Origin of the sequence: Clostridium estertheticum (assembly GCF_026650985.1) — a bacterium.
Classification (GTDB): Bacteria; Bacillota; Clostridia; order Clostridiales; family Clostridiaceae; genus Clostridium_AD; species Clostridium_AD estertheticum_C.
This window is the reverse complement of sequence record NZ_CP086239.1, coordinates 3,784,894-3,810,862: the sequence shown is the minus strand read 5'-3', so window position 1 is coordinate 3,810,862 and position 25,969 is coordinate 3,784,894. Positions and strand designations below refer to the sequence as shown.

23 protein-coding genes are annotated in these 25,969 nt (G+C 30.5%); 21 read left to right on the top strand and 2 right to left on the bottom strand.

What is annotated here, in order from left to right:
- Positions 1 to 340: 340 nt before the first annotated feature.
- A complete protein-coding gene (locus tag LL038_RS18300) occupies positions 341 to 3,055 on the top strand; it encodes a peptidoglycan D,D-transpeptidase FtsI family protein (RefSeq protein ID WP_216126349.1) in 2,715 nt (904 codons plus the stop codon).
- Between the two features lie 91 nt (positions 3,056 to 3,146).
- Here the strand turns inward: LL038_RS18300 and LL038_RS18295 are convergent, their stop codons facing one another.
- Positions 3,147 to 4,277 (bottom strand): glycosyltransferase family 4 protein, encoded by a 1,131-nt coding sequence (locus LL038_RS18295; protein ID WP_216126347.1) that lies wholly within the window; start codon positions 4,275 to 4,277, stop codon positions 3,147 to 3,149.
- Between the two features lie 180 nt (positions 4,278 to 4,457).
- On the opposite strand from LL038_RS18295, the gene LL038_RS18290 reads away from it, so the two are divergent.
- From LL038_RS18290 to LL038_RS18275, 4 genes are all read left to right on the top strand, one after another.
- Positions 4,458 to 5,468, top strand: a complete 1,011-nt coding sequence (locus LL038_RS18290; protein WP_216126345.1) for a CotS family spore coat protein — start codon at positions 4,458 to 4,460, stop codon at positions 5,466 to 5,468.
- A gap of 4 nt (positions 5,469 to 5,472) precedes the next feature.
- The gene (locus LL038_RS18285; protein ID WP_216126343.1) at positions 5,473 to 5,697 is read left to right on the top strand and encodes a hypothetical protein; all 225 of its coding nucleotides are present in this window, start codon (positions 5,473 to 5,475) and stop codon (positions 5,695 to 5,697) included.
- 69 nt (positions 5,698 to 5,766) lie between these two features.
- Positions 5,767 to 6,531 carry a hypothetical protein gene (locus LL038_RS18280; protein ID WP_216126341.1) on the top strand — a complete coding sequence of 255 codons (765 nt, stop codon included), beginning with the start codon at positions 5,767 to 5,769 and terminating at the stop codon, positions 6,529 to 6,531.
- A gap of 32 nt (positions 6,532 to 6,563) precedes the next feature.
- The gene (locus tag LL038_RS18275; protein ID WP_216126340.1) at positions 6,564 to 7,619 is read left to right on the top strand and encodes a CotS family spore coat protein; all 1,056 of its coding nucleotides are present in this window, start codon (positions 6,564 to 6,566) and stop codon (positions 7,617 to 7,619) included.
- A gap of 54 nt (positions 7,620 to 7,673) precedes the next feature.
- On the opposite strand, the gene LL038_RS18270 is transcribed toward LL038_RS18275, so the two are convergent.
- Positions 7,674 to 8,807, bottom strand: coding sequence for a glycosyltransferase family 4 protein (locus LL038_RS18270; protein WP_216126339.1), 1,134 nt, complete (start codon positions 8,805 to 8,807; stop codon positions 7,674 to 7,676).
- A 139-nt stretch (positions 8,808 to 8,946) separates the two neighbouring features.
- On the opposite strand from LL038_RS18270, the gene LL038_RS18265 reads away from it, so the two are divergent.
- The 16 genes from LL038_RS18265 to LL038_RS18190 all read left to right on the top strand — a co-directional run bounded on the left by LL038_RS18265 (position 8,947) and on the right by LL038_RS18190 (position 25,869).
- Positions 8,947 to 9,951: a CotS family spore coat protein gene (locus tag LL038_RS18265; RefSeq protein WP_216126338.1), complete on the top strand. Its 1,005-nt coding sequence runs from the start codon at positions 8,947 to 8,949 to the stop codon at positions 9,949 to 9,951.
- Between the two features lie 119 nt (positions 9,952 to 10,070).
- A complete protein-coding gene (yabG, locus tag LL038_RS18260) occupies positions 10,071 to 10,985 on the top strand; it encodes a sporulation peptidase YabG (RefSeq protein ID WP_216126337.1) in 915 nt (304 codons plus the stop codon).
- Positions 10,986 to 11,232: 247 nt separating this feature from the next.
- On the top strand, positions 11,233 to 11,469 hold the full coding sequence (locus tag LL038_RS18255) for a Veg family protein (RefSeq protein WP_071611048.1): 237 nt from the start codon (positions 11,233 to 11,235) through the stop codon (positions 11,467 to 11,469).
- A 282-nt stretch (positions 11,470 to 11,751) separates the two neighbouring features.
- The gene (locus LL038_RS18250; RefSeq protein ID WP_216126336.1) at positions 11,752 to 13,314 is read left to right on the top strand and encodes a DUF3794 and LysM peptidoglycan-binding domain-containing protein; all 1,563 of its coding nucleotides are present in this window, start codon (positions 11,752 to 11,754) and stop codon (positions 13,312 to 13,314) included.
- A 266-nt stretch (positions 13,315 to 13,580) separates the two neighbouring features.
- Positions 13,581 to 14,423 (top strand): 4-(cytidine 5'-diphospho)-2-C-methyl-D-erythritol kinase, encoded by an 843-nt coding sequence (gene ispE, locus LL038_RS18245; protein WP_216126335.1) that lies wholly within the window; start codon positions 13,581 to 13,583, stop codon positions 14,421 to 14,423.
- Between the two features lie 206 nt (positions 14,424 to 14,629).
- Positions 14,630 to 14,821 carry a CLC_0170 family protein gene (locus LL038_RS18240; RefSeq protein WP_216126332.1) on the top strand — a complete coding sequence of 64 codons (192 nt, stop codon included), beginning with the start codon at positions 14,630 to 14,632 and terminating at the stop codon, positions 14,819 to 14,821.
- A gap of 48 nt (positions 14,822 to 14,869) precedes the next feature.
- A complete protein-coding gene (locus LL038_RS18235; protein ID WP_216126329.1) occupies positions 14,870 to 16,330 on the top strand; it encodes a spore germination protein in 1,461 nt (486 codons plus the stop codon).
- Between the two features lie 37 nt (positions 16,331 to 16,367).
- Positions 16,368 to 17,483, top strand: coding sequence for a GerAB/ArcD/ProY family transporter (locus LL038_RS18230; RefSeq protein ID WP_253200345.1), 1,116 nt, complete (start codon positions 16,368 to 16,370; stop codon positions 17,481 to 17,483).
- Positions 17,473 to 18,648: a Ger(x)C family spore germination protein gene (locus LL038_RS18225; protein WP_253199956.1), complete on the top strand. Its 1,176-nt coding sequence runs from the start codon at positions 17,473 to 17,475 to the stop codon at positions 18,646 to 18,648. Before LL038_RS18230 ends, LL038_RS18225 begins: the two co-directional genes overlap by 11 nt.
- 60 nt (positions 18,649 to 18,708) lie before the next feature.
- Positions 18,709 to 19,338, top strand: a complete 630-nt coding sequence (gene spoIIR / locus LL038_RS18220) for a stage II sporulation protein R (RefSeq protein WP_216126326.1) — start codon at positions 18,709 to 18,711, stop codon at positions 19,336 to 19,338.
- A gap of 82 nt (positions 19,339 to 19,420) precedes the next feature.
- Positions 19,421 to 20,791 (top strand): germination protein YpeB, encoded by a 1,371-nt coding sequence (gene ypeB, locus LL038_RS18215; protein ID WP_216126323.1) that lies wholly within the window; start codon positions 19,421 to 19,423, stop codon positions 20,789 to 20,791.
- A gap of 213 nt (positions 20,792 to 21,004) precedes the next feature.
- The gene (locus tag LL038_RS18210; protein WP_216126321.1) at positions 21,005 to 22,036 is read left to right on the top strand and encodes a D-alanine--D-alanine ligase family protein; all 1,032 of its coding nucleotides are present in this window, start codon (positions 21,005 to 21,007) and stop codon (positions 22,034 to 22,036) included.
- 24 nt (positions 22,037 to 22,060) lie between these two features.
- On the top strand, positions 22,061 to 23,044 hold the full coding sequence (locus tag LL038_RS18205) for a tRNA 4-thiouridine(8) synthase ThiI (protein WP_216126320.1): 984 nt from the start codon (positions 22,061 to 22,063) through the stop codon (positions 23,042 to 23,044).
- Positions 23,045 to 23,076: 32 nt separating this feature from the next.
- Positions 23,077 to 23,499, top strand: coding sequence for a DUF1934 domain-containing protein (locus LL038_RS18200; protein WP_216126372.1), 423 nt, complete (start codon positions 23,077 to 23,079; stop codon positions 23,497 to 23,499).
- 127 nt (positions 23,500 to 23,626) lie between these two features.
- Positions 23,627 to 23,914: a ribose-5-phosphate isomerase gene (locus tag LL038_RS18195; protein ID WP_216126319.1), complete on the top strand. Its 288-nt coding sequence runs from the start codon at positions 23,627 to 23,629 to the stop codon at positions 23,912 to 23,914.
- Positions 23,915 to 24,261: 347 nt separating this feature from the next.
- On the top strand, positions 24,262 to 25,869 hold the full coding sequence (locus tag LL038_RS18190) for a CTP synthase (RefSeq protein ID WP_216126318.1): 1,608 nt from the start codon (positions 24,262 to 24,264) through the stop codon (positions 25,867 to 25,869).
- Positions 25,870 to 25,969 lie beyond the last annotated feature (100 nt).

Here is a 25,969-nt window from a genome sequence, read left to right as displayed (position 1 = left end):
CCAATGGAAGATAGAGCAGGAATGGTAGCCATCATTTTAGGCGCAATAATAGCAGCATGGACAGTGGGCAAGACCTGGGGTGGTAAAAAAAATAAATAGATTTAGTAGGGATGTTTCATAAATTATGAAACATATTTAAAATAAATAAGATAGTATATTGAATCAAAAGGAAAAAGTCATCTGAAATTCAGGTGACTTTTTCCTTTTATTAAATTTAAGGGCTAAATATTATAATATTTTATATTATTACCAAATAAAAGATTATATTCTAAAAATATGTTGAATTGTATGTATTATTACATATATAATAAAGGTATAAGGGTTTAAGGGTGATGATGAAATGAAAAAAAAGAAGAAATTTAATAAAATTAATAGCTTATTTATAATTATGTTAGTTATATTTTTAATAATAAGTTCAAAGTTATACTATATGCAAATAATAAAAGGACAATATTATAAGGATTTAGCAACTGTGAGTTCGCATAAGTCTATAACGATAGAGGCACCAAGAGGGCTTATAAAAGACAAAAATGGGATAGTACTTGCAACAGAAGTACTAGGTTATAACCTTACATACACAGATTCAACTAAATCTAGTAAACAGTTGTTTGCAACACTACAAAAGGTCTTTAAAATCTTGGATAAAAATGGAGAGAGTCAGACAGATAACTTCCCTTTAAAAATTAAGCCATATAGATTCGAATTTAGTTCAAGTGATCCTAATGTAGTACAAAGCTTAAAGTTAAGATTTTTAAAGGAGAGATGGATTCAAGATAGTATACTAAAAGCAAAATTTAAAAATAAAAAAGAAGCCGATTTAACTAAAGATGAAAAGACAAAACTAAATAATGAACTCTTGAAATTAACTCCAGAGCAAATATATAATAAGCTTCTTAAGGACTATGACGTAATAAAAGGAGTTTCAAGTTTAAGTATCAAGGAAACACCAGAGTTAATAAGAAGATATTTAATTGTAAAAGATGGTATAAAAATGAACTTTTTTTCTGCATACAAACCAATTAGTATAGCAACTAATATAAAAGAAGATACATCGCTTATATTCGAGCAAAACCTCTCAGAACTGCCTGGAATTAAGGTGGAAAATCAACCTACGAGGAAATATCCATATGGACAGTTAGCTTCAACAGTTTTAGGCTATATAAGTAAAATAAGTTCTGCAGATAAGGAAAAATATTTAGCAAAGGGTTATGATACAAGTTCAGATTATGTTGGAATTTCTGGAATTGAAGCTGCATTGGAGAGTAGCTTAAAAGGAGATAACGGAGAAAACGTGATTCAAAAGCAGGGTAAGTTAAATAAAGAAGTTATAAGTAAGAAGGTTACCCCTGGTAAAAATGTTCAACTTACAATTGATGCTAATTTACAATATGCAACAGAAAATGCTTTGAATAGTCAAATGAAGATATTACAAGGAATGAAGGAAGTACAGGGCTTAAATGTATCAAATGCTACAAGGGCTGCAGCAGTTGCTATAGATATTCATACTGGCGGCATACTAGCACTTGCTAGCATGCCTGGTTATAATCCCAATGATTTTTCAACTTCGCAAGGACTAACGGATATTCAATCAAAAAAATATTTTAACCCAGATTATGAAGTGATGGCAAAAGCTCAGGAGAAACCACAAGATATAATTGATTATATGTTTCCAATAGATAAAAGTATAAAAGGGAATACAACAGTTAGGAAGGATCTATATGATTACTATCCTAAATATTTGTATAATTATGCAACTATGTCACTAATTCCTCCGGGTTCTACTTTTAAACCAATGACTGCAATAGCAGGTCTTGAAACTGGAGTTATAGATGGTGAGTCTACTTATGATGATCAAGCTGGATATGATATGGCAGGCACGAATGAAAACAATGGAAAAGATTGGAACTCTTTCAAAACGGATAAGGCGCAGGGTGTTGTAAAGGTGGTAAAGGCATTAGCAGTATCCAGTAACCCATTTTTTATGAATGTAGGTCAGAAATTGAGAGAAAAATTTGGTGATGACGTTTTAGCTAAATATGCATGGACATTTGGATTAGGAGCAGATCCTAAAGTAAGTAACCCTAGTACGGGAATAGAACTTAATGAAAATTTTGGTCAGGTATATAATAAAACATCTATGAAAACTTTGTCAGCATCACAAGCTCTTTATACTATTGAGCATGATTTATCTCTTGGATTAGGGGGCACAGGATCAAACTTTCCTCAGATAGATTTATATGATAGGGATGGAGATAATCTTATTGTTTATGATGGAAAAAAACTTTCAGAGATAAAAATTCAGATCAAAAATTATATAAAGGACTCTGTAAAAAATGGAACTTTTTCAAAGAATAATTATAATGGACTGTTTAAACAATTAATTGCTACAGATCCTAAGTACAAAGGAAAAAACTTCACTGATTCTAATTTACAATCGATTATAAATGATATAAACTATCAAGCAGTTCAGGAAGGGTATGGCTCTTTAAGTTTACCACATAATATCTTTAATGCATCTATTGGACAAGGCATGGATAGTTTTACGCCTCTTCAGATGGCGAATTATATAGCAACCATTGCAAATGGTGGAACAAGATATAAAGTTCATTTGGTTGATACCATAAAAGATTCCAATGGTAAGCTAGTATCTAAAACAAAACCGGTTATTTTAACTAAAACCAATTTAAGTACAACAACTAGAGATCTAGTTATGGAAGGTATGAATAACGTTACCGGTGCAGGAGGTGGAACAGACGGAACTGCATATGAAGCACTTAAGGATTTCCCTATACCTACAGGTGGTAAAACAGGCACAGCGCAGTTCAATTCACTTGAATTAATGAATAAAGTAGGTAGAGGAGATTATGCGTGGTATGTAGGCTATGCTCCGGCTAAAGATCCTCAAATTGCTATATCTATAGTTATATTTGACGGTGGTTATGGTAGTTATGCTGCAAATGTCGCTAGAGGGATGTATGAAAGTTATTTTAGAAATGATCCTCGGATGGCAAAATATAAGGATACATTTGATATAAAAATAAAACGTATGAATTAAATGTTATATTGAAATCCCATTTAGAATTCCTTAATGGGATTTCTTTTTTGAGTTTTATTACAAGGCACGTAGGAGAAAACTAATACTTTTACTATGATGTAAACTCACTATTATAAACACTCTCATAGACTTTAAGAGTACGACCAGCAGTGTTTTGCCATGAAAATTGTTTAGCTCTTAGTAATGCCTTAGCACTGAGTTCAGATCTCAATTTTTCACTACTTAAAAGGGTACCTATGGCAAGAGCGATACCTTCAATATCATAGGGATTTATTAAAATACCAGTGTCTCCTACAACTTCTGGAATGGAGGTAAGATTAGAGGCTATAACAGGAGTTCCACAATTCATTGCCTCAAGTGGGGGAAGTCCAAATCCTTCATAAAAAGATGGATAGATGATGGCATCACAGCTGTTATAAAAAAGAGGTAAATGTTCTTCAGGTACAAAACCTGCGAAAATAACATGAGACAACATGTTTAGTTCATTTGTAAGTTTCATTAATTTTTGACCAGAGTCTCTATAATCACCTACAATAACTAAATTGTAATTTTCACTTAAATCTTTATATACCTTAGAAAAAGCAGTTATTGCAGAGGCTACATTTTTTCTCTCGCTAAAACCACCGACATAGAGTAAAAATGGATTATTTAAATTGTATGCTTTTTCTAAAAAATTTTTACAGTGAAGCTTATCGAGTGGGGTATATTTTGCGTCCGCCGCCAGTGGCGTTACAAAGATTTTAGACTCATCTATTGGGAAATATTTAAGAATATCTCGTTTTGAAAATTCAGATACCGTTATTATTCCATCAGAGTTACCTATAATTATTGGCATTTCTTTTAAAAATTTCAGTAAATATCCTCGGCCGACTGTTTCAGGCATAACGTATGGAATCAAATCATGTATAGTGACTACTTTCTTGCAAGATATAGCCTGTGAAAAACCTATGCCGTTTTGTGGCATATGATATATATCTATATTTTCTTTTGAAATATTTTCTGGGAAATAATAATCCTCAAAGAATCTTTGATGTTTTTTTGATGTCATTATTATTTTGCAGTTGTCTTTTTTTATACTTTCAAAATTATTACCTGACCAAAAAATGTGGTAATTATTAACAGAATCTATGTTAATTAAATTCTTAAGTACATTTTCTGTATAAGTCCCAATACCAGTTCCATTATATAAATTGATGCCTCTAGCATCAATTGCAATCTTCATAGGATTCACTCCTTAAAATTATTAAAAAAGTCTTATGTTTAAAAGAATTTATTAAAAACATTATATATATTAATATACTATTTTAACTTAAAAAGTGTGTCATTTGAGCAAATATAATTGTGCACAAATCATTCTAAAGGTTCATATATTGCAATAGAACAATAATTTGGAGGCATTGATTTGGAAATACAAGAGGTAAAGGAGATAGTAAAGAATAATTACTCTCTTAGTATTAATAATATAGAAAAAATAAAAAACGTTTATAGGATAGAAACTAGAGATAATATGTATTGTTTGAAAATAGTTAATTATGAACTTGGGCATTTTTTATTTATTATTGGCGCTATAAAACATTTGCAGAATAATGGATTTCAAAGTATACCTGAAATTATTGAGACTAATGATCAAAAGGAGTATATAACACTCCAAAATAAATATGCTTATTTAACACTATGGGTAGATGCAAGGGAATGTGATTACGATAATCTAGCAGAAATAAAATTATGTACATCGAAACTTGCAGAGCTTCATAAAAAAAGTCTGAATTTTAAAGTCACACCTGATATGAAACCGAGAATAGCATGGCTGAAGTGGATAGAAACTTTTAAAACTCGCGGAAATGAAATATTGGATTTTAAGAAAAGGATAAGTGGAAAAAAATGTTTTACAGAATTTGATAGTAACTATTTGAAAATTATGCAAGGTGAGCTAGAAAGGTGTAATAAAGCAGTAAATAACCTGTGTAGAAGCGAATACGTAAGTAAGATGAAGGAAGAAATTAAACATAGGGGATTCTGTCATCATGATTACGCGCATCATAATGTGTTACTTGAGAAAAGTGGGGGCGTGAGTGTAATTGATTTTGATTATTGCATCTTAGACACTCATTTACATGATTTAAGTAGTCTTTTAATAAGGAGAATGAAAAACGGTAAATGGAACCTTGAAAATGCACTTTTCATAATGTATGAATATGATGAGACATTTCCAATATACAAAAGTGACATAGAGGTAATGGCAGCGTTTATGGAATTTCCTCAAGAGTATTGGCAAATAGGAATTCAATATTATTGGGAAAAAAAGGATTGGGGAGAAGAGTTTTTCTTAAAGAAACTTGAAAAGATGAATGAGGACAAAGAGGAGAAACAAATTCTTATTGATAAGTTTAGAAAAATAAAATATGGGAGGTAATGTTATGGGGAAAAGCAAAAAAGATATGTGTATGGATGAGCCTGAATTTGACATAAGTGAAGTAGAAGAATCAACTGTTGAGGAATATGATATGAAGCTTGACAATATGAAGGGTGAAGTTAAAAAACTTAAAAAAATAAGGAGAAGACAAAAAAAACTTAATGAATTAGAGTTTCAGCATAAGGAAATTTTAAGAAAAATGGATAAAAGTTGTAAAAAAAATAAATGACACCGTGCTATAGTAAATAGCACCTGGCTATAGTATAGCAATTAATAGATTGAATTTGAGGTGGTGCAAGTGGCAATAAGCATCTATAATGATTTTTCTGACTATATGATGTTTAAGGATATTAAAAAGGCAAATGTTATTGAGTTTAAGTATAAAAATGCAGAGATAGACATACCAGAAGAATTAGTAATAAAGCAGTTCGTTACTATTTATACAGTACATGAAAAATGTATGGGGTTTAACGGTTATCTTAGAAATAGATTAAATAACAATACTGGTAAAACAGTAGAAGATTATAAAAAATCTATCAAAAAGCTTACTGTAGATATAAATAACATTAAAAAAGATGGACCTCAAAATTCATTTGAAGAAGTAATTATTAAATATGGGGAAAAAGTTATTGATAGAGGAGAAGAGTGTATAAGGAAAGTGAAGGATTCAAATTATTTAGAAATTATAACAAGAAGTATGAGACGATCTGAAATATGCTTAGGGAATACAGATTTTCAAAACCTTAGGAGGAGTGATTTTATTTACGTGGTTGATTTTAATAATTGTAGTTACAACATGGTGGAGATGGATTGTCTCCCTTTACTTAGTAGGTTAAAAAGAAAAGGAGCAAAGCTTGATTTTTGTAAGCTCGCTAAAGAATTTTGTTATATCGAAGGACTAGATGCTGATAGTGAAAAATTTTTAATAGCATTAATCTCATATCCTCATGAGTTCATGAAATGTTGTAATAGATATAGAACAGGTAAAAGAGTGTGGCATGAGGATAAGTTTTCACAGAGGATTAAAAAAGCTTTAGTTCAAGATGGAGATCCATTATTTTAAATTAGTAAAATGGAAACTAGAGAGGTGAAAATATGTTAGATGTCAGATACAAAGATAAGGCGTATTTAAGCAAATATGATCTAGATGTAAATTTATTTAGCAAATTTGATCTTGTGGTTTATGATGTTATTCCAGTAAGAAAGGTTTTTATACTTGATACAAATAAAGGTGATAAAGTTTTAAAAAAGGTAAACTACAGTATAGAGTTACTTGAATTTATTAATTATGGTATTGAATACATTAGAAATAATAATTTTGATAGAATTATTCAATTTGAAAAGACGAAAGCTGAACTAATATATGTTCCATGGAAAAGTGATATATATTGCATTATGAATCTAGTAGAAGGGAGAGAGTGTGAGTATAGTAATCCAGTTGATGTAAATCTTGCATCCAGAGCGATAGCTGAGCTTCATAAAGCATCACAAGGCCTTATGCATAAGGAAGAATTCGAAAGGCTACTTGCAAAGAATGAGCAGCGGTACTTAGGCGGTAAGATTATACAAAATTATAAGAATAAATTAGATGAACTTATGTTTTTTAAAAGCATAGCAACCCTAAATGAAAATAAAAATGAATTCGATGATATATTTTTAGAGCATGTACAATATTACTCGGAAAATATAAAAAGAAGTATAGATATTATTAAGGGATCAAATTATTACGAATTATGCGCTGAAAAAGAAAAAATCGTGTTTTGTCATCATGATTTGGCTCATCATAATATATTAATTAACAAGGGAGAAGTGTATTTTTTAGATTTTGATTATGCTGTTGTAGATTTAAGGGTTCATGACGTTTGTAATTTTGTAAATAAAGTAATAAAAAATTTTTGTTATGATAAAGATAAATGTAACAGTATTTTACAAGAATATACAAAGGTAAACCCATTAGACGATAGGGAACTCAAAGTGCTTTATGGTATGCTTAGCTTTCCTGAGGATTTCTATAGTATATCGAAAGACTATTATACAAGGAAAAAACAATGGAGTGAAGAGGTATTTTTAAATAGATTAAAGAAGAAAGTAGAGTATAAAGAGGATAGAGAAAAGTTTTTAGAAGACTTTAAAAATAATCATAATTGCTAGAAAAAACCCCCACTTAGTGATAAAAGCACTATGTGGGGGTTTAAAGTAGTGAAATTATATTTTGTTTGTATTTAGTATGTTTTGATAAGCGATTAGAGTATTTGCGGCTGTATTATCCCAAGTCAAGGTAGATGCTCTTTTTAATCCTTTAGTTATAAGAGACTGCCTTAAGAGATCGTCATGAAGTACATTGTACATTTTTTCACTTAACTCATTAATGTCATAAGGATTTACAAGAAGCGTTGAATCTTTAACTATTTCAGGTATAGATGTGACATTTGAGGTTATTACAGGTATTCCACAGGCCATTGCTTCAATTGGTGGTAGACCGAAACCTTCATAAAATGAAGGATATACAAAGAGCTCACAAGCGTTGTACATGAAGGGTATATGATTCATAGATATAAAGCCTGGAAAGACTACTTTATCATCAATGTGAAGAGCTTGTGCTCTTTTTTTATATATGTCATAGGATTTACCTTTGCTACCTGCAATGACTAATTTAATGTCTTTTTTTAATCTTGGAAGAAGCATACTAAATGAATCAAGTAACCCAAGAATGTTTTTTCTAGGACTGAACCCTCCGATATATAAAATATAGTCCCCTGTAATAGAATAGTTTTTTTCAACTATAGATTTACTAAAAGTTTTATCATATGGTTTATAAATATCCTCACTAGCTAAATAAGTAACGTATATTTTTTCTCTCGGAAAGTTAAAAGCTTTAATAATATCTTCTTTCGAATACTCTGACACAGTAATTATTCCATCACACATAGGAATGATGTTTGGTAATTTTTCATTAAAAATCTTAAGATATTGATCACCTACGGTATCTGGCATTTTATATGGAATAATATCATGTAGCGTAATAACAAAGGGGCAATCTTTGCTAACAGGTAAACCAATACCATTTTGAGGGACATGGTATATATCTATAGACTTGTCTAGTAATGGGTTAGAGACATTTACCTCATTCCAGAAGTTATCTTGTTTTTCCTGCTTAATAGGGTTTATATGGAAATTATTTTTGAATGGTATACCTAGATTACAGTCGTTTGGTACAAAAAGCGAATAATCATTATAATTATCAATTTTATTTAAAGAGTTAATTAGTTGGTAAGAATAAGTTCCTATACCAGTTCCTCTATACCACTTTGCAGCTCTAGCATCAATTCCAATTTTCATTTTAAGACTCCTTAAACAACGATTTAATATATCTATATATTTTATTATATTAAAAGAAAGCATAAATGTTATTAAAATATTCAAGAATTTATTCTAAAATAAAATATTAGTAATATAAATGATATAGGGGGTGAGTAATATGATGAGGGAATTTGAAATTGAAAGACAGTATGGCATTAAAATAGAAAGTATACGCCCTAACAAGGGAGTGTATTTACTAAAGACAGATGATGGAGCTAAGTGTCTAAAAAAAATAAGTTACGGTACACAAAAACTTTTGTTTGTATACGGAGCTAAAGAACATCTTGCAAATAATGGCTTTGACAAGGTGGATAGATATTTTTTGAATACTGAAGGAAATCCTTATGCATTAGTTAATGAAGATATTTACACACTTTCAAAGTGGATAGATGGTCGCGAGTGTGATTTTCGAAATGAAGAGGATTTGGTTTTAGCTGCAAAAAACTTAGCTTTTATGCATATTGCATCAAAGGGGTATGATCCACCAGAAAACAGTAAGTTAAAAACAGATCTTGGAAGATGGCCAAATTTAATGGAAAAAAGAATAAAGTCATTTGATAAAATGCAGGGAATGATTAGAAAAAAGAAGAATTTTAAAACGGATTTTGATATGAACTATATTAGGAGTGTAGAGGATCAAAAGATACTCGGAAAAAGAGCTATGGCGATACTCGAAGACTCAAGGTATTTTGACATATGTAGGCAAACAGAAGAAGAAAAAGGGTTTTGCCATCATGATTATACTTATCACAATATTATTGTTGATAAAAATAATGATGTAAACATAATTGATTTTGATTATTGCAAAAGAGAAGTAAAAGCATATGATTTATCTAATTTTTTAATCAAAATGCTTAAAAAGCAGGATTGGGACATAAAGTATGCTGAAATAGTATTAGAAGCATACAGTAGTGTAAATCCTCTGTCATTAGAAGAGTACAGACTTGTATATGCATTCCTAGTATTCCCACAACGTTACTGGAGACTTTGCAATAGATACTACTATAATGAAGTTACGTGGATTCAAAACACTTTTAACAAGAAGATGGAGGAGCTAATTTCTGAAAAAGAAAAGTTTATGGTATTTATTGAAGATTATAAAAGAGTATTCAATCAGAAATAGTACGAAGCACATTATTCATTAAAGTTATGTAGATGAAATATTTACATAACTTTTTCATGCTCACCTATTAGCTATAATTTCATAATATATAATATGAGATTAAATGTGGAGGTGGGTTTGTGAAAATAGGAGATATTGTAGTAAGAAAATCTTACGGCGGAGACATTACTTTTAAAATAATGGATGTTGTAATTAGAGATAATAAAGATGTGTTTTTACTTAAGGGAATAAATTTAAGAATAGAAGCGGATTCAACAAGCGACGATTTACAATTAGTATCAGAAGATGTTATTTATGAAATTGATAGAGTTTTTAATAAAAAAGTAAATGAATCTATTAAGAAAATATTAATTAATAGGGTTAAAGGTACTAGGGGAGATAAATCAGAAACAATTGATTTTAAAGGAAAAATTAAAGAATTACAATCAAAAAAAGAAAAATACAAAGACTACAAAAATAAAAATATGGCTTTCGGAAGGCCAGGAAAAATATTGCATGTGGATGGTGACTCTGAATACTTAGAAGTTTGTCTAAAGACTTATAAACAGTTATCTTTGGATGCTGTAGGTAGAGTAATATCTGAAAAAGATCAAGCAAATGAGATAGTAAATCTTGTTAAAGAAGTTAAGCCTGATATAGTAGTGATTACGGGGCATGATGGCATGGTTAAGGGAATTACCGATTATATGAATTTAGATAATTATAGAAATTCAAAATATTTTGTAGAGACGGTTATTGCCCTTAGATCTTATAATAGTAATTATGATGATTTAGTTATTTTTGCAGGTGCATGTCAATCGTGTTATGAGGCAATTTTAGATGCTGGTGCTAATTTCGCTAGTGCTCCCAATCGTGTTCTAATCCATTGTTTAGATCCTGTTTTAGTTTCAGAGAAGATAGCCTATACAAATATAGAAACTGTTGTAGCTATAGAGGATGTTATAGAAAATACTATAACAGGACTTGCAGGTATAGGTGGATTGCAAACTAGAGGTAAGTATAGAGAGGGGTTTCCTAAATCACAGTATATATAGATGGATGTAATAAATGGATTTATATATAAAATATAATACAATTAACGTTAAACTGGAGTTTTAGGGGGTAAAGGTTCATAAAATAGATGAAAATTAATTATATGACTAATAATCCATGAAAAATGAATTTTGTTAACACAAAATCAACATTGACAAAATTGTTATAGTAGTGATAAAATGTTATGCCTACTTGACAAGAACAAAAATATGATATATAATATAAAATGTGGAAAGAGGGTGTTTTGCAGTGGAAAAAATTAATGTATTGACCTCAATAAAAGATGAAATTGAAAGTCATGTTGGCGAGAGAGTAACACTTAAAGCTAATGGTGGAAGAAGAAAAATTCTTGTGGATAATGGAGTTATTGAAAAGACATATCCAAATATTTTTGTTATTAGATTAGAAAAAGACACCCACAGGACTGTGACGTATAGTTATTCAGATGTTTTGACAAAGACGGTTCAAATAGTTTTTGCAGGATAAGCGATACTGTATCATAGTATCGTTTTTTATATTTATAAATTAATCTTATGAATTTAGGATTAACAAGGCATATATTAGGTAAAATGCATTTAGTTAGCAATAACAATGTGTTTTACATGATATATGTTTTTTTATTCGAAAAATATGATGAATTATGTTATACGATTATAAAAAATAAATATCATATTTTGATCACTATTTATATATATATTATATAGTAGGTATTTTAGGAGGGTAGCGATGTGTAAATGTTACCCCAATAGAAATACAAGGAGGTATAATATGGAGATAAATTTAATTAAGGAAAATATTGAATATGAACAATTACTAGGAGAAAACACTGTTGATACAGTGGTGAAAGAGGAATACGTGATACCGGATACTCATCCAGATGTAAAAGAAATTCTTATGTTAGATGTTAAAGTTTCTATAAACTCTAAAGAAATAATTCAAGATAAAGTATTTTTAGAAGGTGAAATCCAATATAATGTACTTTATATTACAAAGGATCAAGAGCGCAGCGATGTTGAGAATGTTGTATATAATTCTAAATTTTCAAATACAGTAGATATAGTGGGTGCGATGCCTGAAATGCTTTGTGATGCTGAGTGTTTTGTAGAACATATGGAGTGCAGAATAGTTAATGAGAGAAAAATATGCCTAGAGGGTATTTTAAAATCAAAATCTGAAATATATAAAAATTATAATTTTCAAATAGTTAAGGATATCGAAGCGGTTAAGGATGTACAATATTTAAAAAATCCTACTAGTATAGATAAGGTAACAAAGAATTTTGAAGGTGAACTTATTGGTAAAGCTAATATAAAAGTTCCAATGGAGAAACCAGAGATTGCTAAAATTATAAAGTGTGATGTTAGTATTCATAAAAAAGAAGTAAAATTATACGAAGGGAAAATTCAACTTAATGCATATGCGCTTATTAATATGATATATAAGGGTAAAGATAGTAGGGAACTAATTTATGTTGAACACGAAGTTATGGTAAATAAGGAAGTAGATTTTGAAGACGTAAAGCCTTATATGGATAATTATACAGATTTTAAGGTAGATGCGATGGAGTATGATATTAAGGAAGATGACTTAGGAGAAAAAAGAATTATTGATGTAGAGTTTATAATAAAAACTAATACACGAGGTATGTATAAAGAGGAAGTGGATATGATTGAAGATGTATATTCACCAACTACGATGCTTGAGATGGATAAAAAAGATTACGGTCTTAATGTAATGCAAGGACAATTATTAACGGAGACATTAGTTAAGGGAGATATAGAAGTAGACAGTAGTAGAAGCGCACCAAGTAAGGTTATTATGACTAATGCGACTGTTTGTATAACGGATAAAAAGGTAATAGAGGATAAGGTTATAATTGACGGTATAATGAATGTAACGGTGTTATACAGAAGTGATGATGAAGAAAAATATTTATCTGCTGTATCTGAGGAGATTCCTTTTACATGTGGAGCTGATATATTAGGATCTAAGATAAATATGAGTAGTATGTGTAGAGTATCAATGGAGAATATAAATGTAGATATTGAGGCAGGGAATATAGCAGTCAGGGCTGTTGTAAAAGTGTATGTACGTGTAAATTATATGGTACAAAAGAAATTCTTAGTTGATGTTTATCCAATAGAGGGTGAAGTACCTGCTAAAAGAGCTAGTGTTACTATTTATGTAGTTCAAGTTGCGGATACATTGTGGAAAATAGCTAAAAAATATAATACTACAATTCAAGACATTGCAAGAGTTAATCAAATAGAAGATCCTAATGTTATAAAAGTTTCGCAAAAACTTATAATACCAGGTAGAATAATTATCTAATTAAATAACCTTTGGTGTATTTAAAAATTGATATTTATTTTAGGTGGAATTAGCCCTAATGTGTTGTAAATAACACATTAGGGCTTTAGTTATAGTATCTTATTTTAAATTATATGTAGCAATATTAATTTTGTTGTAATATACTAATTTTAATAGCAATATTGTATGAGAAAATAATCATAGTGTAAATCTTAAGATTCGTAGGGGACTAAGTAACTATTTAAGCGGTAGCTTGAGAAACTGTTAATAAGAGTTGGAGGAAAATCATGTTAGTAAAAGCTTATGGAAAAATAAACATATCTTTAGATGTAGTAGGTAAAAGAGAAGATGGGTATCATCTACTAAAAATGATTATGCAAAATGTAGATTTATATGATTCTTTGTCCTTTCAAAAATGTAATAAGGGTATTAATATAAGCTGTAATAAACCTTACATACCTACAGATGAGAAAAATTTAGTATATAAAGCTGCAAAACTTTTTATGGATACTTATGATATTCATGAAGGCATAAACATATATCTTAAAAAAAACATCCCGGTTGCCGCAGGTATGGCGGGTGGTAGTGCAGATGCAGCGGCTGTTTTAAAGGCACTTCCGCAGATTTTTAAAATAGATGTGGATGTTAATGAACTTATGAAGCTCGGCGTAAAAATAGGGGCAGATGTTCCTTATTGCATAATGGGAGGAACTGCATTGTGTGAGGGGATAGGAGAAATTATTACTCCTCTTAAGCCATTTAAAAACCAAATTTTAGTGCTTGTAAAGCCTAATTTTGGAGTATCAACAAAGGAAGTTTTTAAAAATTTAGATGTTACCAAAATTTTTAAGCATCCAGATACTGATTCAATAATTAAGGCTATGGAACAAGAAAACGTAGAGGCTGTATGTAACGGCATGAAAAACTTGCTTGAAAATGTTACTTTAAGAAAATATCCCGTGCTTAAAAGGATAAAAGAAGATATGGTTAAAATGGGTGCAATGGGTTCTATGATGAGTGGAAGCGGACCTACGATATTTGCTTTCTTCGATGATATGTTAAAAGCCCAAAGATGTTATGATAAATTTAAAATTCAATATAAAGAAATATATTTAACAAGAACAATTTAGATATAATTTTTTAGGAGAACATAAGAACGTGTAAAAATCATTTGTGATTTTTGCACGTTTTTTATATTTATTACCATGTATCTAAGTGAATATTTTTTGCAAGTGTCGTAAAAACTAGCTGTATAAAATAAAAATAAAAATATTCAAGTATAGGTTTTTTATAACTTGAATTAATTTGTTAATTATACTAAAACAAGGAGTGAAAAATGAGAATATTAGGTTTGTTTGATATATATTTTTTAGCAATGATGCTGATTGAAGGCACCATTGTACTTACCGTAGATGCTAGATTTTTTAAGAAGTCTGGCAGTGTGATTCTTAGTAGAAAAGCGCACACCATAGGTTGGATTTCAATAATTATAGCTATCATTCTATTTATAATAAGGTGGATGATTTAATAAGTACGAATATTTAGACCATACATATATATTAAGGAAGTGAAGCTTATGAAGGAAATAATAAACGATAAAATTGAATTAAAAGCAGAAAAAAACATTAAATACCTAAAAGAGCTTTTACAAGATAACTCGGATATGATTTTTAGAACTTTTAATGTAGGAAAGTGGGAGGCATCATTAGTCTATATAGATGGAATGGCAGATAAACTGCTACTTGATCATTATGTGTTAGAGCCACTAATGCTTGCCGCAAATGGAATAGAGGATGTAGAACAAATAAAAGACAATGTGCTTGCGGTCACTGATATGCGAGAAGTGAAAAAAATGAGTGAAGGAGTTAATGCTGCACTTTCTGGTGACACATTAATGTTTATAGATGGGTTAGAATGCGCCTATGTTATTGCTTCGCGTTCTTGGCCTGCTAGAGGGGTAGGTGATCCATCTGGCGAAACCGTAATTCGCGGAGCTAGGGAAGGGTTTACAGAAACTATAAGATTTAATACTGCTCTAATTAGAAGACGGATTAGAGATACTAGGCTACGAATTAAACGTAAAACCTTAGGAACTAGATCTAAAACAGATGTGGTTATTATGTATATTGACGATATAGCAAATAAAGGAGTACTTGACGAGCTTGAGCACCGAATAGATAAAATAAACATTGATGCAGTTTTTGATAGTGCATACATTGAGCAATTAATAGAGGATAATAAATATTCTCCTTTTCCTCAAATACAAAGTACAGAGAGGCCGGATGTAGTCGCTGCAGCTTTATACGAGGGAAGAGTAGCACTTCTTGTGGATAATTCTCCGTTTGCAATTATTGTTCCAGCTACATTACCTAATTTATTTCAATCACCTGATGATTATTATCAGAGATGGATGCATGGTTCTATGGTTAGATTTATAAGGATGATTTCTATTTTTATTTCTCTTACTGCACCAGCACTTTATGTAGCAATCACATCCTATCATGCAGATATTATACCTACTAAATTAGCCTATGCTATAGCAGCGTCAAGGGAGGGTGTTCCATTTCCGGCATTTATAGAGGCTATAATCATGGAAATATTTTTTGCGTTACTTATGGAGGCTGTGGTTAGGTTGCCAAGGCCCATTGGAGCGACTATTGGTATAGTTGGAGGACTTGTTATAGGGCAGTCGGCAGTAAGTGCAGGAATAGTTAGTCCAATAATGATAATTATCGTGGCAATTACTGCAATTACTACATTTGTAACCCCAAGCTTTGAGGTCGCTATGGCTTTTAGAGTTGTTAGATTTTTGCTTATTATAGCTTCGGCAATTATAGGGTTCTATGGAATAATGATTGGGCTTATTGTACTTCTCATTCATCTAGTTAGAATGAAAAGCTTTGGAGTACCTTATTTAGCTCCAGCAGTTAATACCAATATTAAGGATTTGAAAGATATGTATATTAGAGAGCCAATATCTGAACTAAAAGAGAGGCCTAAATATATGGAAACGGGAGATAAGATAAGACAGAAATAGATTGAATCGCTTTTTATTTGGAGGTGAACATTATATTATGGCAGATAGAGAAAAGGTTGAGGATTTTGGACTATTTACAACCATTGTGGTAGCAATAGTTGGTGTAGGAATTTTTTCTGCTCCAAGGGAGGTCATAAATAAAGTAGGTAGCGATGCATGGATAGTTACTATTATTTGTGGGATAGCAATTTCTTTATTATTGTATCTTATATACAGGGTAATGAAGAAAAATAACTTCGAGGATCTCACAAGTATATTGCAAAATAATTTTGGTAAGCTCTTTGGAGGGATTGTTGCTATTACTTTTTCAATTTATAGCATATTCATTGTGTCCCTTGGGATGAGAGAGTTTGTCGAAGTAATTAAACTATATTTATTAAGGCGAACTCCTACAGAATTTATTTTAATGATCACTATTTTGGCAGGAACATATTTAGTAAGAGGGGAAATAGGTGATTTAATTAAGTTTAATGAAATATCATTTTGGGTTATGTTTATTCCGGCATTTGCAGTGTTAATACTCACTGTAATAAATGCGGACTTCACAAACTTATTACCAGTACTTCACAATAAGCCATTTGAATATTTCAAGGCTTCTAAATATATTCTGTTTTGTTTTGGTGGAATAGAAATAGCATACCTTATTCTTCCATATGTTAAAAATAAAAAAGATTGTTTAGGTGTGTTAAAAAAGAGTGTAATATTTGTAACAGTCTTTTATTTGATAATCATGATTTTTGTTTTAGCTGTGTTTTCTAAAGCACAGAGTAAAGTGTTATTATGGCCAACTATTACTATGATAAAGTCATTAGATATACCAGACACGTTTATAGAACACTGGGAAGGTGTAGTTATGGCATTTTGGATATTCTTTTATTTCACAACATTTGTCAATACTTATTTCTTCTCGTGTGAAATTGTAAAAAATGTAGTTAAGTTAAAGGATACTAAGTTATCTTCGCTTTTAATTATGCCTATTATTTATGTCATAGCGTTATATCCAAAGAATATAGCTGAAATTTATAATTTGCAATTTAAAACTACTCCCGTATTATTAACAGCAATATTTCTTTTTGTAGTGTTACCGATCCTCATATTAATTATAGGCGAATGTAAAGATCGCGGAAGGGGGGGAAGCAAAGATGAAATTTAAAAAAATTTTACCGATCATCCTAAGTTGTATTTTATTAAGTGGATGTTGGGATAAGGTGGAAATTGATAGGCGAAACTTTATATCTACTATAGCTGTTGACCCTGGAGAAGATATTGGTAAAGAGAAAACGTTAAAGGATATTAAATCTGATGATCCATTTCCTGAGAGGCAAATCAAAAAAATTAATGTAACTTATGGATTTCCAGACATGAGTATGCTCGTAACAGGAAAAAGTGAAGGTGCTTTGGATAAGTATATTAATACTGATGCATCTTCCATGGAAGATGCATATTCTGAAGCTACAGCTAAGAGCAGTAAAGATATATTCATGGGACATACAAAGCTTTTAATATTAAGTAGCAATTTATTGAAACATAAGGATACGGTTAAAGAAATAATCGATTATTTGCAGCGAGACCCTAGCATAAATAGGATGATGCAGGTAGTTGTTTCAGACGGTTTAGCGCAGGATTATGTAAAATTTAAACCTATGACTGAAAATAGCACGCAATATTATATTTCAGGACTTATGGATAATAGCAAGAAAAATTCTAGGATTATGAGCACTACTTTAAATGAATTCCTTATATTGTTAAGTGAAAATGGCAATGCGTTATTACCTAGAATAACTATAGATAAGCAAAAAAATGAATTAATGTTAACAGGTGCTGCCATAATTCGCGATTATGAACTAAAAGGATATTTTACGCCACTTGAATTACTAGATATTCAAATGCTAAATGGTAAGTTTAAAGTTGGTAAAAAAGTTATCTATGTAGATGGTCATCCTGTCGATTATGTTATAGATGGATATACAAGAAAAATGAAAGTGATTCAGGAAGGCAGTAAGTTAACTATTAATGTAAATATCAACCTTGAGGGGCAGATAAGTGAATATTATGTAGGCAAGAAAATACTTGATAAAGGAGAGCTGCAAAGGTTACAAAATAATTTTAATAAGTCTATTAGTAAAGAATGTGAAAAAATCATGGAAATTGCTATAAAAGAATTTGGCATAGATCCCTTTGGTACCAGAGAATATATAGAAAAGTTTAAACCAGATTTATGGAGCAAAATAGAGAAAGATTGGAATGATGAGTATAAAAAGATATCAGTAAATGTAATTGTTAATACTGAAATTAGAAGAATTGGAGCAGTTCAGTGAATACAATTACATAATATGGTAAACATATTAATATAAACATTATATCCGGGGGGGATAAACATGAAAAAGTTTATATTAACAAGTTTTGCCGTAATAATTATAATTTTAATAGCTCTAAATTCAACGAGTTTAAGTGGGAAAGCAAGCCAAAGCGATGTTGCGAGCAAACTTATAAGATTTCATGTAATAGCTAATAGTGATGATAAAATAGATCAAAATTTAAAATTAAAAGTAAGAGATTCTGTTTTAAAATATATATCACCAAAAATTGTGGATTGCAAAAATATAAAAGAGTCAAGAAAGATTATAAATAATGAAAATAAAAATATAAAAAAAATTGCGGAAAGGGTTATAAAAGAAAATGGTTTTAAATATTCAGTAGCTACATCTCTATCAGAGGAATATTTTCCGGTTAAAACCTATGGAAATATAACTTTGCCTCAAGGCAAATATGAGGCTTATAGAATAATTATTGGAACGGGCAAAGGACAAAACTGGTGGTGTGTAATGTTTCCTCCACTATGTTTTGTAGATATTACAAAAGGTAACGTATCTTATGAAAAAACTGAAAAAGAAATGAAAACAGTATTATCTGATGATGAGTATAAAATGGTAGACAATACTGTTAGTAGCAAAAAAATAATTGTTAAATTTAAACTAGGAGAAATTTTCACTAAATTATTTAGCTAAGGATAAATTAAATAGCGAATAGGGTATATAAAAATCAATAGGTTTTATATATCACCTTGGTAGAATATCAGGAGGAAAACATATGAAAGTGTCAAAGAAAAGGATTTTGTATACAAGTATTGTAACTATAATTGTTGTGTTTTCAACTATGTTTGCTATATTAATGTTTTTGGAAAGATTAGATTATAGAAATTATCTTCAGGCAGAATATAGTAAAAATATGTATGAACTTGTCGACTCTGTACAAAATATAAGAGTAAATCTAGGCAAATCAGCTATTGTTGGTTCCCCTGAGCAAAGTATAATAGTATTTGAAGAGGTTTTTAGATATTCTGCCACTGCAAACGATAAATTGCATTCGTTGCCAATTGATCAAGCAGTTGTTGGAGATACTAGCAAATTTTTAACTCAAGTAGGGGATTTTTGTTATACTTTAGCCCAAGCATCATCGGAAGGAAAGGAACTTACTGATAAGCAGTATGAGGTAATTGATAAATTAGAAATGCAGTCATATACACTTCAAGAACAATTAAATAATGTGCTTTCTGAAATAAATGAAGGCAAAGTTAAATGGGGAGAAATTAGGAAGAAAAGTAGTGGGGTAATTGCAAAAACAGGTGAAAATCTTGTGACTCAAAGATTTACAGGTATACAAAAACAAATAGTCCAATATCCAGCATTAATATATGATGGGCCTTTTTCTGATAATGTCGTCGAAATAAAGCCTAAAGTATTGTCTGAAAAGGAAATTAGTGAGAAAAAGGCAGTCGAGGTAATAAATAATATGTTTGGCAAAGATAAAATTGAGAATATTGAGTATAAGCAGCAAGCTGGAAAGACAAATATACCAACCTATACATTTCATATAGCATTTAAGGGAAGAGCAAAAGGTGACCCTAAAACAGTAATAGAAATAAGCAAAAATGGAGGCAAGGTAGTTTATTTGTTGGATAATAGGACTATAGGTAAAGCAACATTAAATATCCAAAAAGCAATAGAAGGCGGAAGTAAGTTTCTTAGCAAAATAGGATATGAAAATATGGAGTCTACATACACTTTAAACTATGGTAATACAGCGGTAGTAGCTTATGTGTATAAGCAAGGCAATGTAGCTATTTATCCAGATCAAGTAAAGCTTAAGATTGCTTTAGATGATGGTAGCATTATAGGAATTGAATCTGAAAAATTTTTAGTTTCCCATGTAGAAAGGAGAGAAATCATTGCTCCGAAAATAACCGAAGATAAAGCACAAGAAAAGGTTGGTAAAAGGCTGAAAATAAACAAAATTAGTTTAGCGATTATACCTACCGAGACAAATAAAGAAGTTTTATGTTATGAATTCTTGGGATCATATAAGGGAAAAGATTTTATAGTATACATTAATGCTAGTACTGGTTATGAACAAAGAATAATAGAAATAATTGATACGCCTAATGGAAAACTAACAATTTAGAGGGCTAAATAATCATAAAATATAATATAGTCATTTTAATAAAGGATATTTGTGCACAAAATGCAGATATATCCTTTATTTTGTTGAATTATTTTTAAATTAGCATTATAATTTTAACTTGTGTTATTATATACGGTGAAGTTTAAAAATTAAAATACAAAGTAATAGGTGCAATGATATAATAGTAATTATGGTTATAAGGAGAGAATGTTTATGAAAAAGAAAGTAGCGATATTATTTGGTGGACAGTCTACAGAACATGAAGTCTCGAGAGCGTCAGCAACATCAGTACTTAAAAATATTGATCAAACAAAATATGACATATACCCTATAGGAATAACTAAGGACGGGTTATGGTTTCAATATACTGGAAAAGTAGAAAATATAGAAAATGGAGAATGGGAAACGGACGAGTATTTTAAAATGCCAGAGGGTCAAAAGGTTTTATTTAATAAAGAAGTAGATGTAGTATTTCCAGTATTACATGGTTCTTTTGGAGAAGATGGAACTATTCAAGGTATGTGTAAATTGTATAATATCCCTTGTGTAGGACCCGGAGTAATGTCTTCTGCTATTTGTATGGATAAAATATATACAAAATATTTGCTAGAAAAATTTAATGTAAAGCAAGCTGATTATGTGGTAATAAATGCGAGTGAATATGTAAAAGACAAAGATAATCTGATAGCGAGGATAGAAAAGGAATTGGGATATCCAGTATTTATTAAACCGGCTAATGGTGGTTCTTCAGTAGGTATAACAAAGGCACACGATCAAAAAGAATTAATAGTTGGAGTCATCGATGCCCTAAAATATGATAGAAAAATTTTAGTTGAGCAGGCTATTAATGCAAGGGAAATTGAAGTAGGAGTGATGGGGAATGATGATCCAAAGGCTGCTATTCCAGGAGAGGTAATCCCAGCAAAAGAGTTTTATGATTATGAAGCTAAATATAAAAATGAGGAATCTAAGCTTTTAATACCAGCAGCGCTAAATGAAGCAAAACTACAGAGTGTTAAAGATGAAGCTATAAAAATTTACAAAATATTAGATTGTGCTGGAATGGCAAGAGTGGATTTCCTTGTAGATAAAGAAACAGAAGATATTTATTTAAATGAGGTTAATACTATACCAGGGTTTACTAAAATAAGTATGTACCCTAAAATGTGGCAAGCTACAGGTAAAACTTATGTGGAACTTATTGATGAGCTTATTGAACTAGCTATTGAAAGAAATAATAAATAGTAACTTAAGAGAGGCGAAATACTTATGACAACAGCTTTGGCTATGATTTCGGGGGGCCTTGATAGTACTCTCGCAGCAAAACTTGTAAAAGATCAAGGAATAGAAGTTATTGGTATATGCTTTAAATCAAACTTTTTTGGAGAAAAAAATGCATTGAAAATGGTTAAACAAATAGGTATACCTTTAGAAGTTATAGATTTTTCAGATGCGCATTTTGAAATGATGAAAAATCCAAAACATGGTTATGGTAAAAATATGAATCCTTGTATTGATTGCCATGCCATGATGATGAGGTATTGTGGAGATTTGCTCGAAAAATTCCATGCTGATTTTATTATTACAGGAGAAGTTTTGAACCAAAGACCTATGTCTCAAAACAGATCATCTTTAGACATAGTAAAAAATGAATCCGGAGTAGGTCATAAAATATTAAGACCATTATGTGCAAAAAATCTTAATCCAACTCAAATGGAGATTGATGGTCTAATAGATAGAGAAGCGCTTATGGACATAAAAGGAAGAAATAGAAAGGTTCAAATGGAACTTGCGAGTAAGTGGGGTATTTTAGATTATCCATCACCTGCTGGTGGGTGTAAACTTACAGAACCTAATTATTCTATAAGACTTAAGGATCTTTTAGAGAATAAAGAAAATCCAACAAAAATAGATTTGAAATTACTGAAAATAGGTAGGCAGTTTAGATTATCTAAAGATTCAAAAATTATATCTACAAGAACGGAGAAAGAGGGAGACCTTTTAGAACAACTTTTAACAAGAGAGGACTTGATGTTTTTAGCTAAGGACTATAACGGTTCTACAGTTGCTATAATAGGTATTGCTACAAATGAAGACATTGAATTCGCAGCAAGAATAACGGGTAGGTATTGTAAAGGGCGAGGCGAGAAAATTGTATCTATTGGTTATGGAAAAGATGACCAGAGTCTAGATACATCTATAGATGTTATGCCTGCAACGGATGAGCAAATAAATAACTATATTATAAATTAGCGAGGGGTAAGTTTATGCAAAAGAGTAAGGTTATGGAGAAGAACGCTGTAATTTCAGTAGTTAGCAGACAGTCTGATAGTGAAGAGGATGGAGATTCAATTGAAGTGGTAACGCCTGGAAAGTTTTACAAAGAAGACAATTGCTATTATGCAGTATACGAGGAAACGGAGATTTCAGGAATGGAAGGAACCACTACTACATTTAAAATTGATGAAGAAAAATTTACACTTATAAGAACTGGAACTACTAACACTGAAATGAACTTTAAAAAATATTCAAGAGACTTAACTTTATATAATACACCTCATGGAGCGTTAGATCTTACGGTTGATACTAGAGAACTAAAAATGAACGTAGATAAAAGTGGCGGAGATGTATTTATAGATTATGATATGATAATAGGAAATCAACAAGTTTTGAGTACGATTTTGGAAATTAAAATTAAAGCCCAATAAAAATTAAGGCTATGTTCTATTTAGAACATAGCCTTAATTTTTAAATTTCATATTATGGATAGTTTTTATGAATAAATGTCAATAATTTAATTGATGTAATAATTCAAAAAAACTTGGGAGTGGTTTAATGTTGAAAAATCTTGATTATGAAAAGATAATAGAAGCTATCTGTTATGTGAAAGGTATAAAAAGACATGAATCATTAAGAATATTAAAAGATAGAGAATGTAGGTATATATTATTCTTATTATTACAAAAGCATAAATGTGATGATATTGAAATTGCTTATAAGAAATTTTTAATTTCTAGCAAAAGGGCCGCTAATTATGGATTAAAAAAAGCAGAGGAACGATTTTTCATTAATAAGGAATTTAGAGAGATGTATTTTGAAATAGAGAATATATTAGGAGTATAGATATTTGATGAAATTAAGAAGTATAAGGCCAATTACAAAGTAAATCTAAATTATAGTTATGTAAATTTTAAGTGCTGAAAACAAAATTAAAAGTAAAAAAAACAAAAAAACAAAAAAAAGACTGGTGAATGATAAAAAAATGTGATAAGATATTAATATTGTTTTTAAAAAAACCTATACCATTATATTTAATGGGTAATTTCTATTATAAAATTGAAAACAACATTTGTCAAGCTATTTTAAAAATAATTAACATAAACTTTTAAAAATATTATAGTAATACATAAACAATATTTGGAAAATAAATGGCGATTAAGAAAAAGTTATAAAACACAGGAGGAGTTATTATGAGTAGTACTAAGTACATATTTGTCACAGGTGGAGTAGTGTCATCTCTAGGTAAGGGAATAACAGCAGCTTCATTAGGTAGGCTTTTAAAAAATAGAGGTCTTAAGGTTTCTATTCAAAAATTTGATCCTTATTTAAATGTAGATCCAGGTACCATGAGTCCGTATCAGCATGGGGAAGTTTTTGTTACAGATGATGGTGCAGAAACAGATTTAGATTTAGGACATTATGAGAGATTTATTGATGAGAATCTAAGCAAGAGTAGTAATGTTACTACAGGAAAAGTATATTGGTCAGTTATAACAAAAGAAAGAAGAGGCGACTTCTTAGGTGGTACAGTACAAGTAATACCACATATAACTAATGAGATAAAAGAAAGAGTCTATAGAGTAGCTAAAGAAAAAGATGTAGATGTTGTTATAACTGAAATTGGTGGAACTATTGGAGATATTGAATCTTTACCTTTTTTAGAAGCTATAAGACAGGCACAATATGAAGTTGGAAAAGAGAATGTTTGCTTTATCCATGTTACGTTAGTACCATATTTAAGAAAAGCCGGAGAACTTAAAACAAAACCTACTCAACATTCTGTAAAAGAACTAAGAAGTATAGGTATTCAACCGGACATCATAGTATGTAGATCTGAAAAGGAAATATCTGAAGATATGAAGGCTAAAATTGCAATGTTCTGTAATTTAGAAGCGGACTCTGTAATTCAAAATTTAGATGCTGAAAATTTATATGAAGTACCACTTATGCTTCATAATGAAGGGTTAGACACTTTAGTATGTAAAAAATTAAAATTAGATTGTCATGAAATAGATAATACTGCATGGATAGATATGGTTGATAGATTAAAGAATTTATCTGGAAATGTTAAAATAGCACTAGTTGGAAAATATGTTGAGCTTCATGATGCATATATTTCTGTTGTTGAGGCACTTAGTCATGGAGGCCTCGCAAATGATTGCAATGTAGAAATTAAGTGGATAAATGCTTGTGATGTAACATCTGAGAATGTAAGCGAAATATTAGGTGATGTTCACGGAATATTGGTTCCAGGTGGATTTGGTGACAGAGGAATAGAAGGTAAAATTGAGGCAACAAAGTATGCTAGAGAAAATAAAGTGCCATTTTTCGGAATATGTCTTGGTATGCAGTGTGCTGTTATAGAGTATGCAAGAAATGTAGCAGGACTAAGCGGAGCTAATAGTTCTGAAATTGATCCAGAGACTAAGTATCCAGTGATAGATTTAATGCCAGATCAAAAGGATTTGGATGAAAAAGGTGGCACTATGAGACTTGGGTTATATGCATGTAAGTTAGCAAAAGATTCAAACGCTCATGAAGCTTATGCAGATGAAGTAATATATGAAAGACACAGACATAGATATGAATTTAATAATGAATATAGAAAAGCAGTAGTTGCGCAGGGACTTTCACTTACGGGAACAAGTCCTGATGGAAAACTAGTAGAAATAGTTGAAATTAAAGATCACCCTTGGTTTGTTGGAGTTCAGTTTCATCCAGAACTTAAATCTAGACCCAATAACCCTCATGTACTATTTAGTGATTTTATTAAAGCAGCGATAGAAAACGATAAATAATATTAAATTACATCCTATAGAGTGGACAAATGAAAAAGTCTACCCTGTAGGATTTTTTTTGAAGTAATTTTAAATGAAATTGAGAATCTTAAATAGAGTG

Coding starts and splice junctions, on each gene's coding strand:
- LL038_RS18300 (WP_216126349.1), top strand. CDS start 341: ATGAAAAAAAAGAAGAAATTTAATAAAATTAATAGCTTATTTATAATT.
- LL038_RS18295 (WP_216126347.1), bottom strand. CDS start 4,277: ATGAAGATTGCAATTGATGCTAGAGGCATCAATTTATATAATGGAACT.
- LL038_RS18285 (WP_216126343.1), top strand. CDS start 5,473: ATGGGGAAAAGCAAAAAAGATATGTGTATGGATGAGCCTGAATTTGAC.
- LL038_RS18275 (WP_216126340.1), top strand. CDS start 6,564: ATGTTAGATGTCAGATACAAAGATAAGGCGTATTTAAGCAAATATGAT.
- LL038_RS18270 (WP_216126339.1), bottom strand. CDS start 8,807: ATGAAAATTGGAATTGATGCTAGAGCTGCAAAGTGGTATAGAGGAACT.
- LL038_RS18265 (WP_216126338.1), top strand. CDS start 8,947: ATGATGAGGGAATTTGAAATTGAAAGACAGTATGGCATTAAAATAGAA.
- LL038_RS18250 (WP_216126336.1), top strand. CDS start 11,752: ATGGAGATAAATTTAATTAAGGAAAATATTGAATATGAACAATTACTA.
- ispE (WP_216126335.1), top strand. CDS start 13,581: ATGTTAGTAAAAGCTTATGGAAAAATAAACATATCTTTAGATGTAGTA.
- LL038_RS18240 (WP_216126332.1), top strand. CDS start 14,630: ATGAGAATATTAGGTTTGTTTGATATATATTTTTTAGCAATGATGCTG.
- LL038_RS18235 (WP_216126329.1), top strand. CDS start 14,870: ATGAAGGAAATAATAAACGATAAAATTGAATTAAAAGCAGAAAAAAAC.
- LL038_RS18230 (WP_253200345.1), top strand. CDS start 16,368: ATGGCAGATAGAGAAAAGGTTGAGGATTTTGGACTATTTACAACCATT.
- LL038_RS18225 (WP_253199956.1), top strand. CDS start 17,473: ATGAAATTTAAAAAAATTTTACCGATCATCCTAAGTTGTATTTTATTA.
- spoIIR (WP_216126326.1), top strand. CDS start 18,709: ATGAAAAAGTTTATATTAACAAGTTTTGCCGTAATAATTATAATTTTA.
- ypeB (WP_216126323.1), top strand. CDS start 19,421: ATGAAAGTGTCAAAGAAAAGGATTTTGTATACAAGTATTGTAACTATA.
- LL038_RS18210 (WP_216126321.1), top strand. CDS start 21,005: ATGAAAAAGAAAGTAGCGATATTATTTGGTGGACAGTCTACAGAACAT.
- LL038_RS18205 (WP_216126320.1), top strand. CDS start 22,061: ATGACAACAGCTTTGGCTATGATTTCGGGGGGCCTTGATAGTACTCTC.
- LL038_RS18200 (WP_216126372.1), top strand. CDS start 23,077: ATGGAGAAGAACGCTGTAATTTCAGTAGTTAGCAGACAGTCTGATAGT.
- LL038_RS18195 (WP_216126319.1), top strand. CDS start 23,627: ATGTTGAAAAATCTTGATTATGAAAAGATAATAGAAGCTATCTGTTAT.
- LL038_RS18190 (WP_216126318.1), top strand. CDS start 24,262: ATGAGTAGTACTAAGTACATATTTGTCACAGGTGGAGTAGTGTCATCT.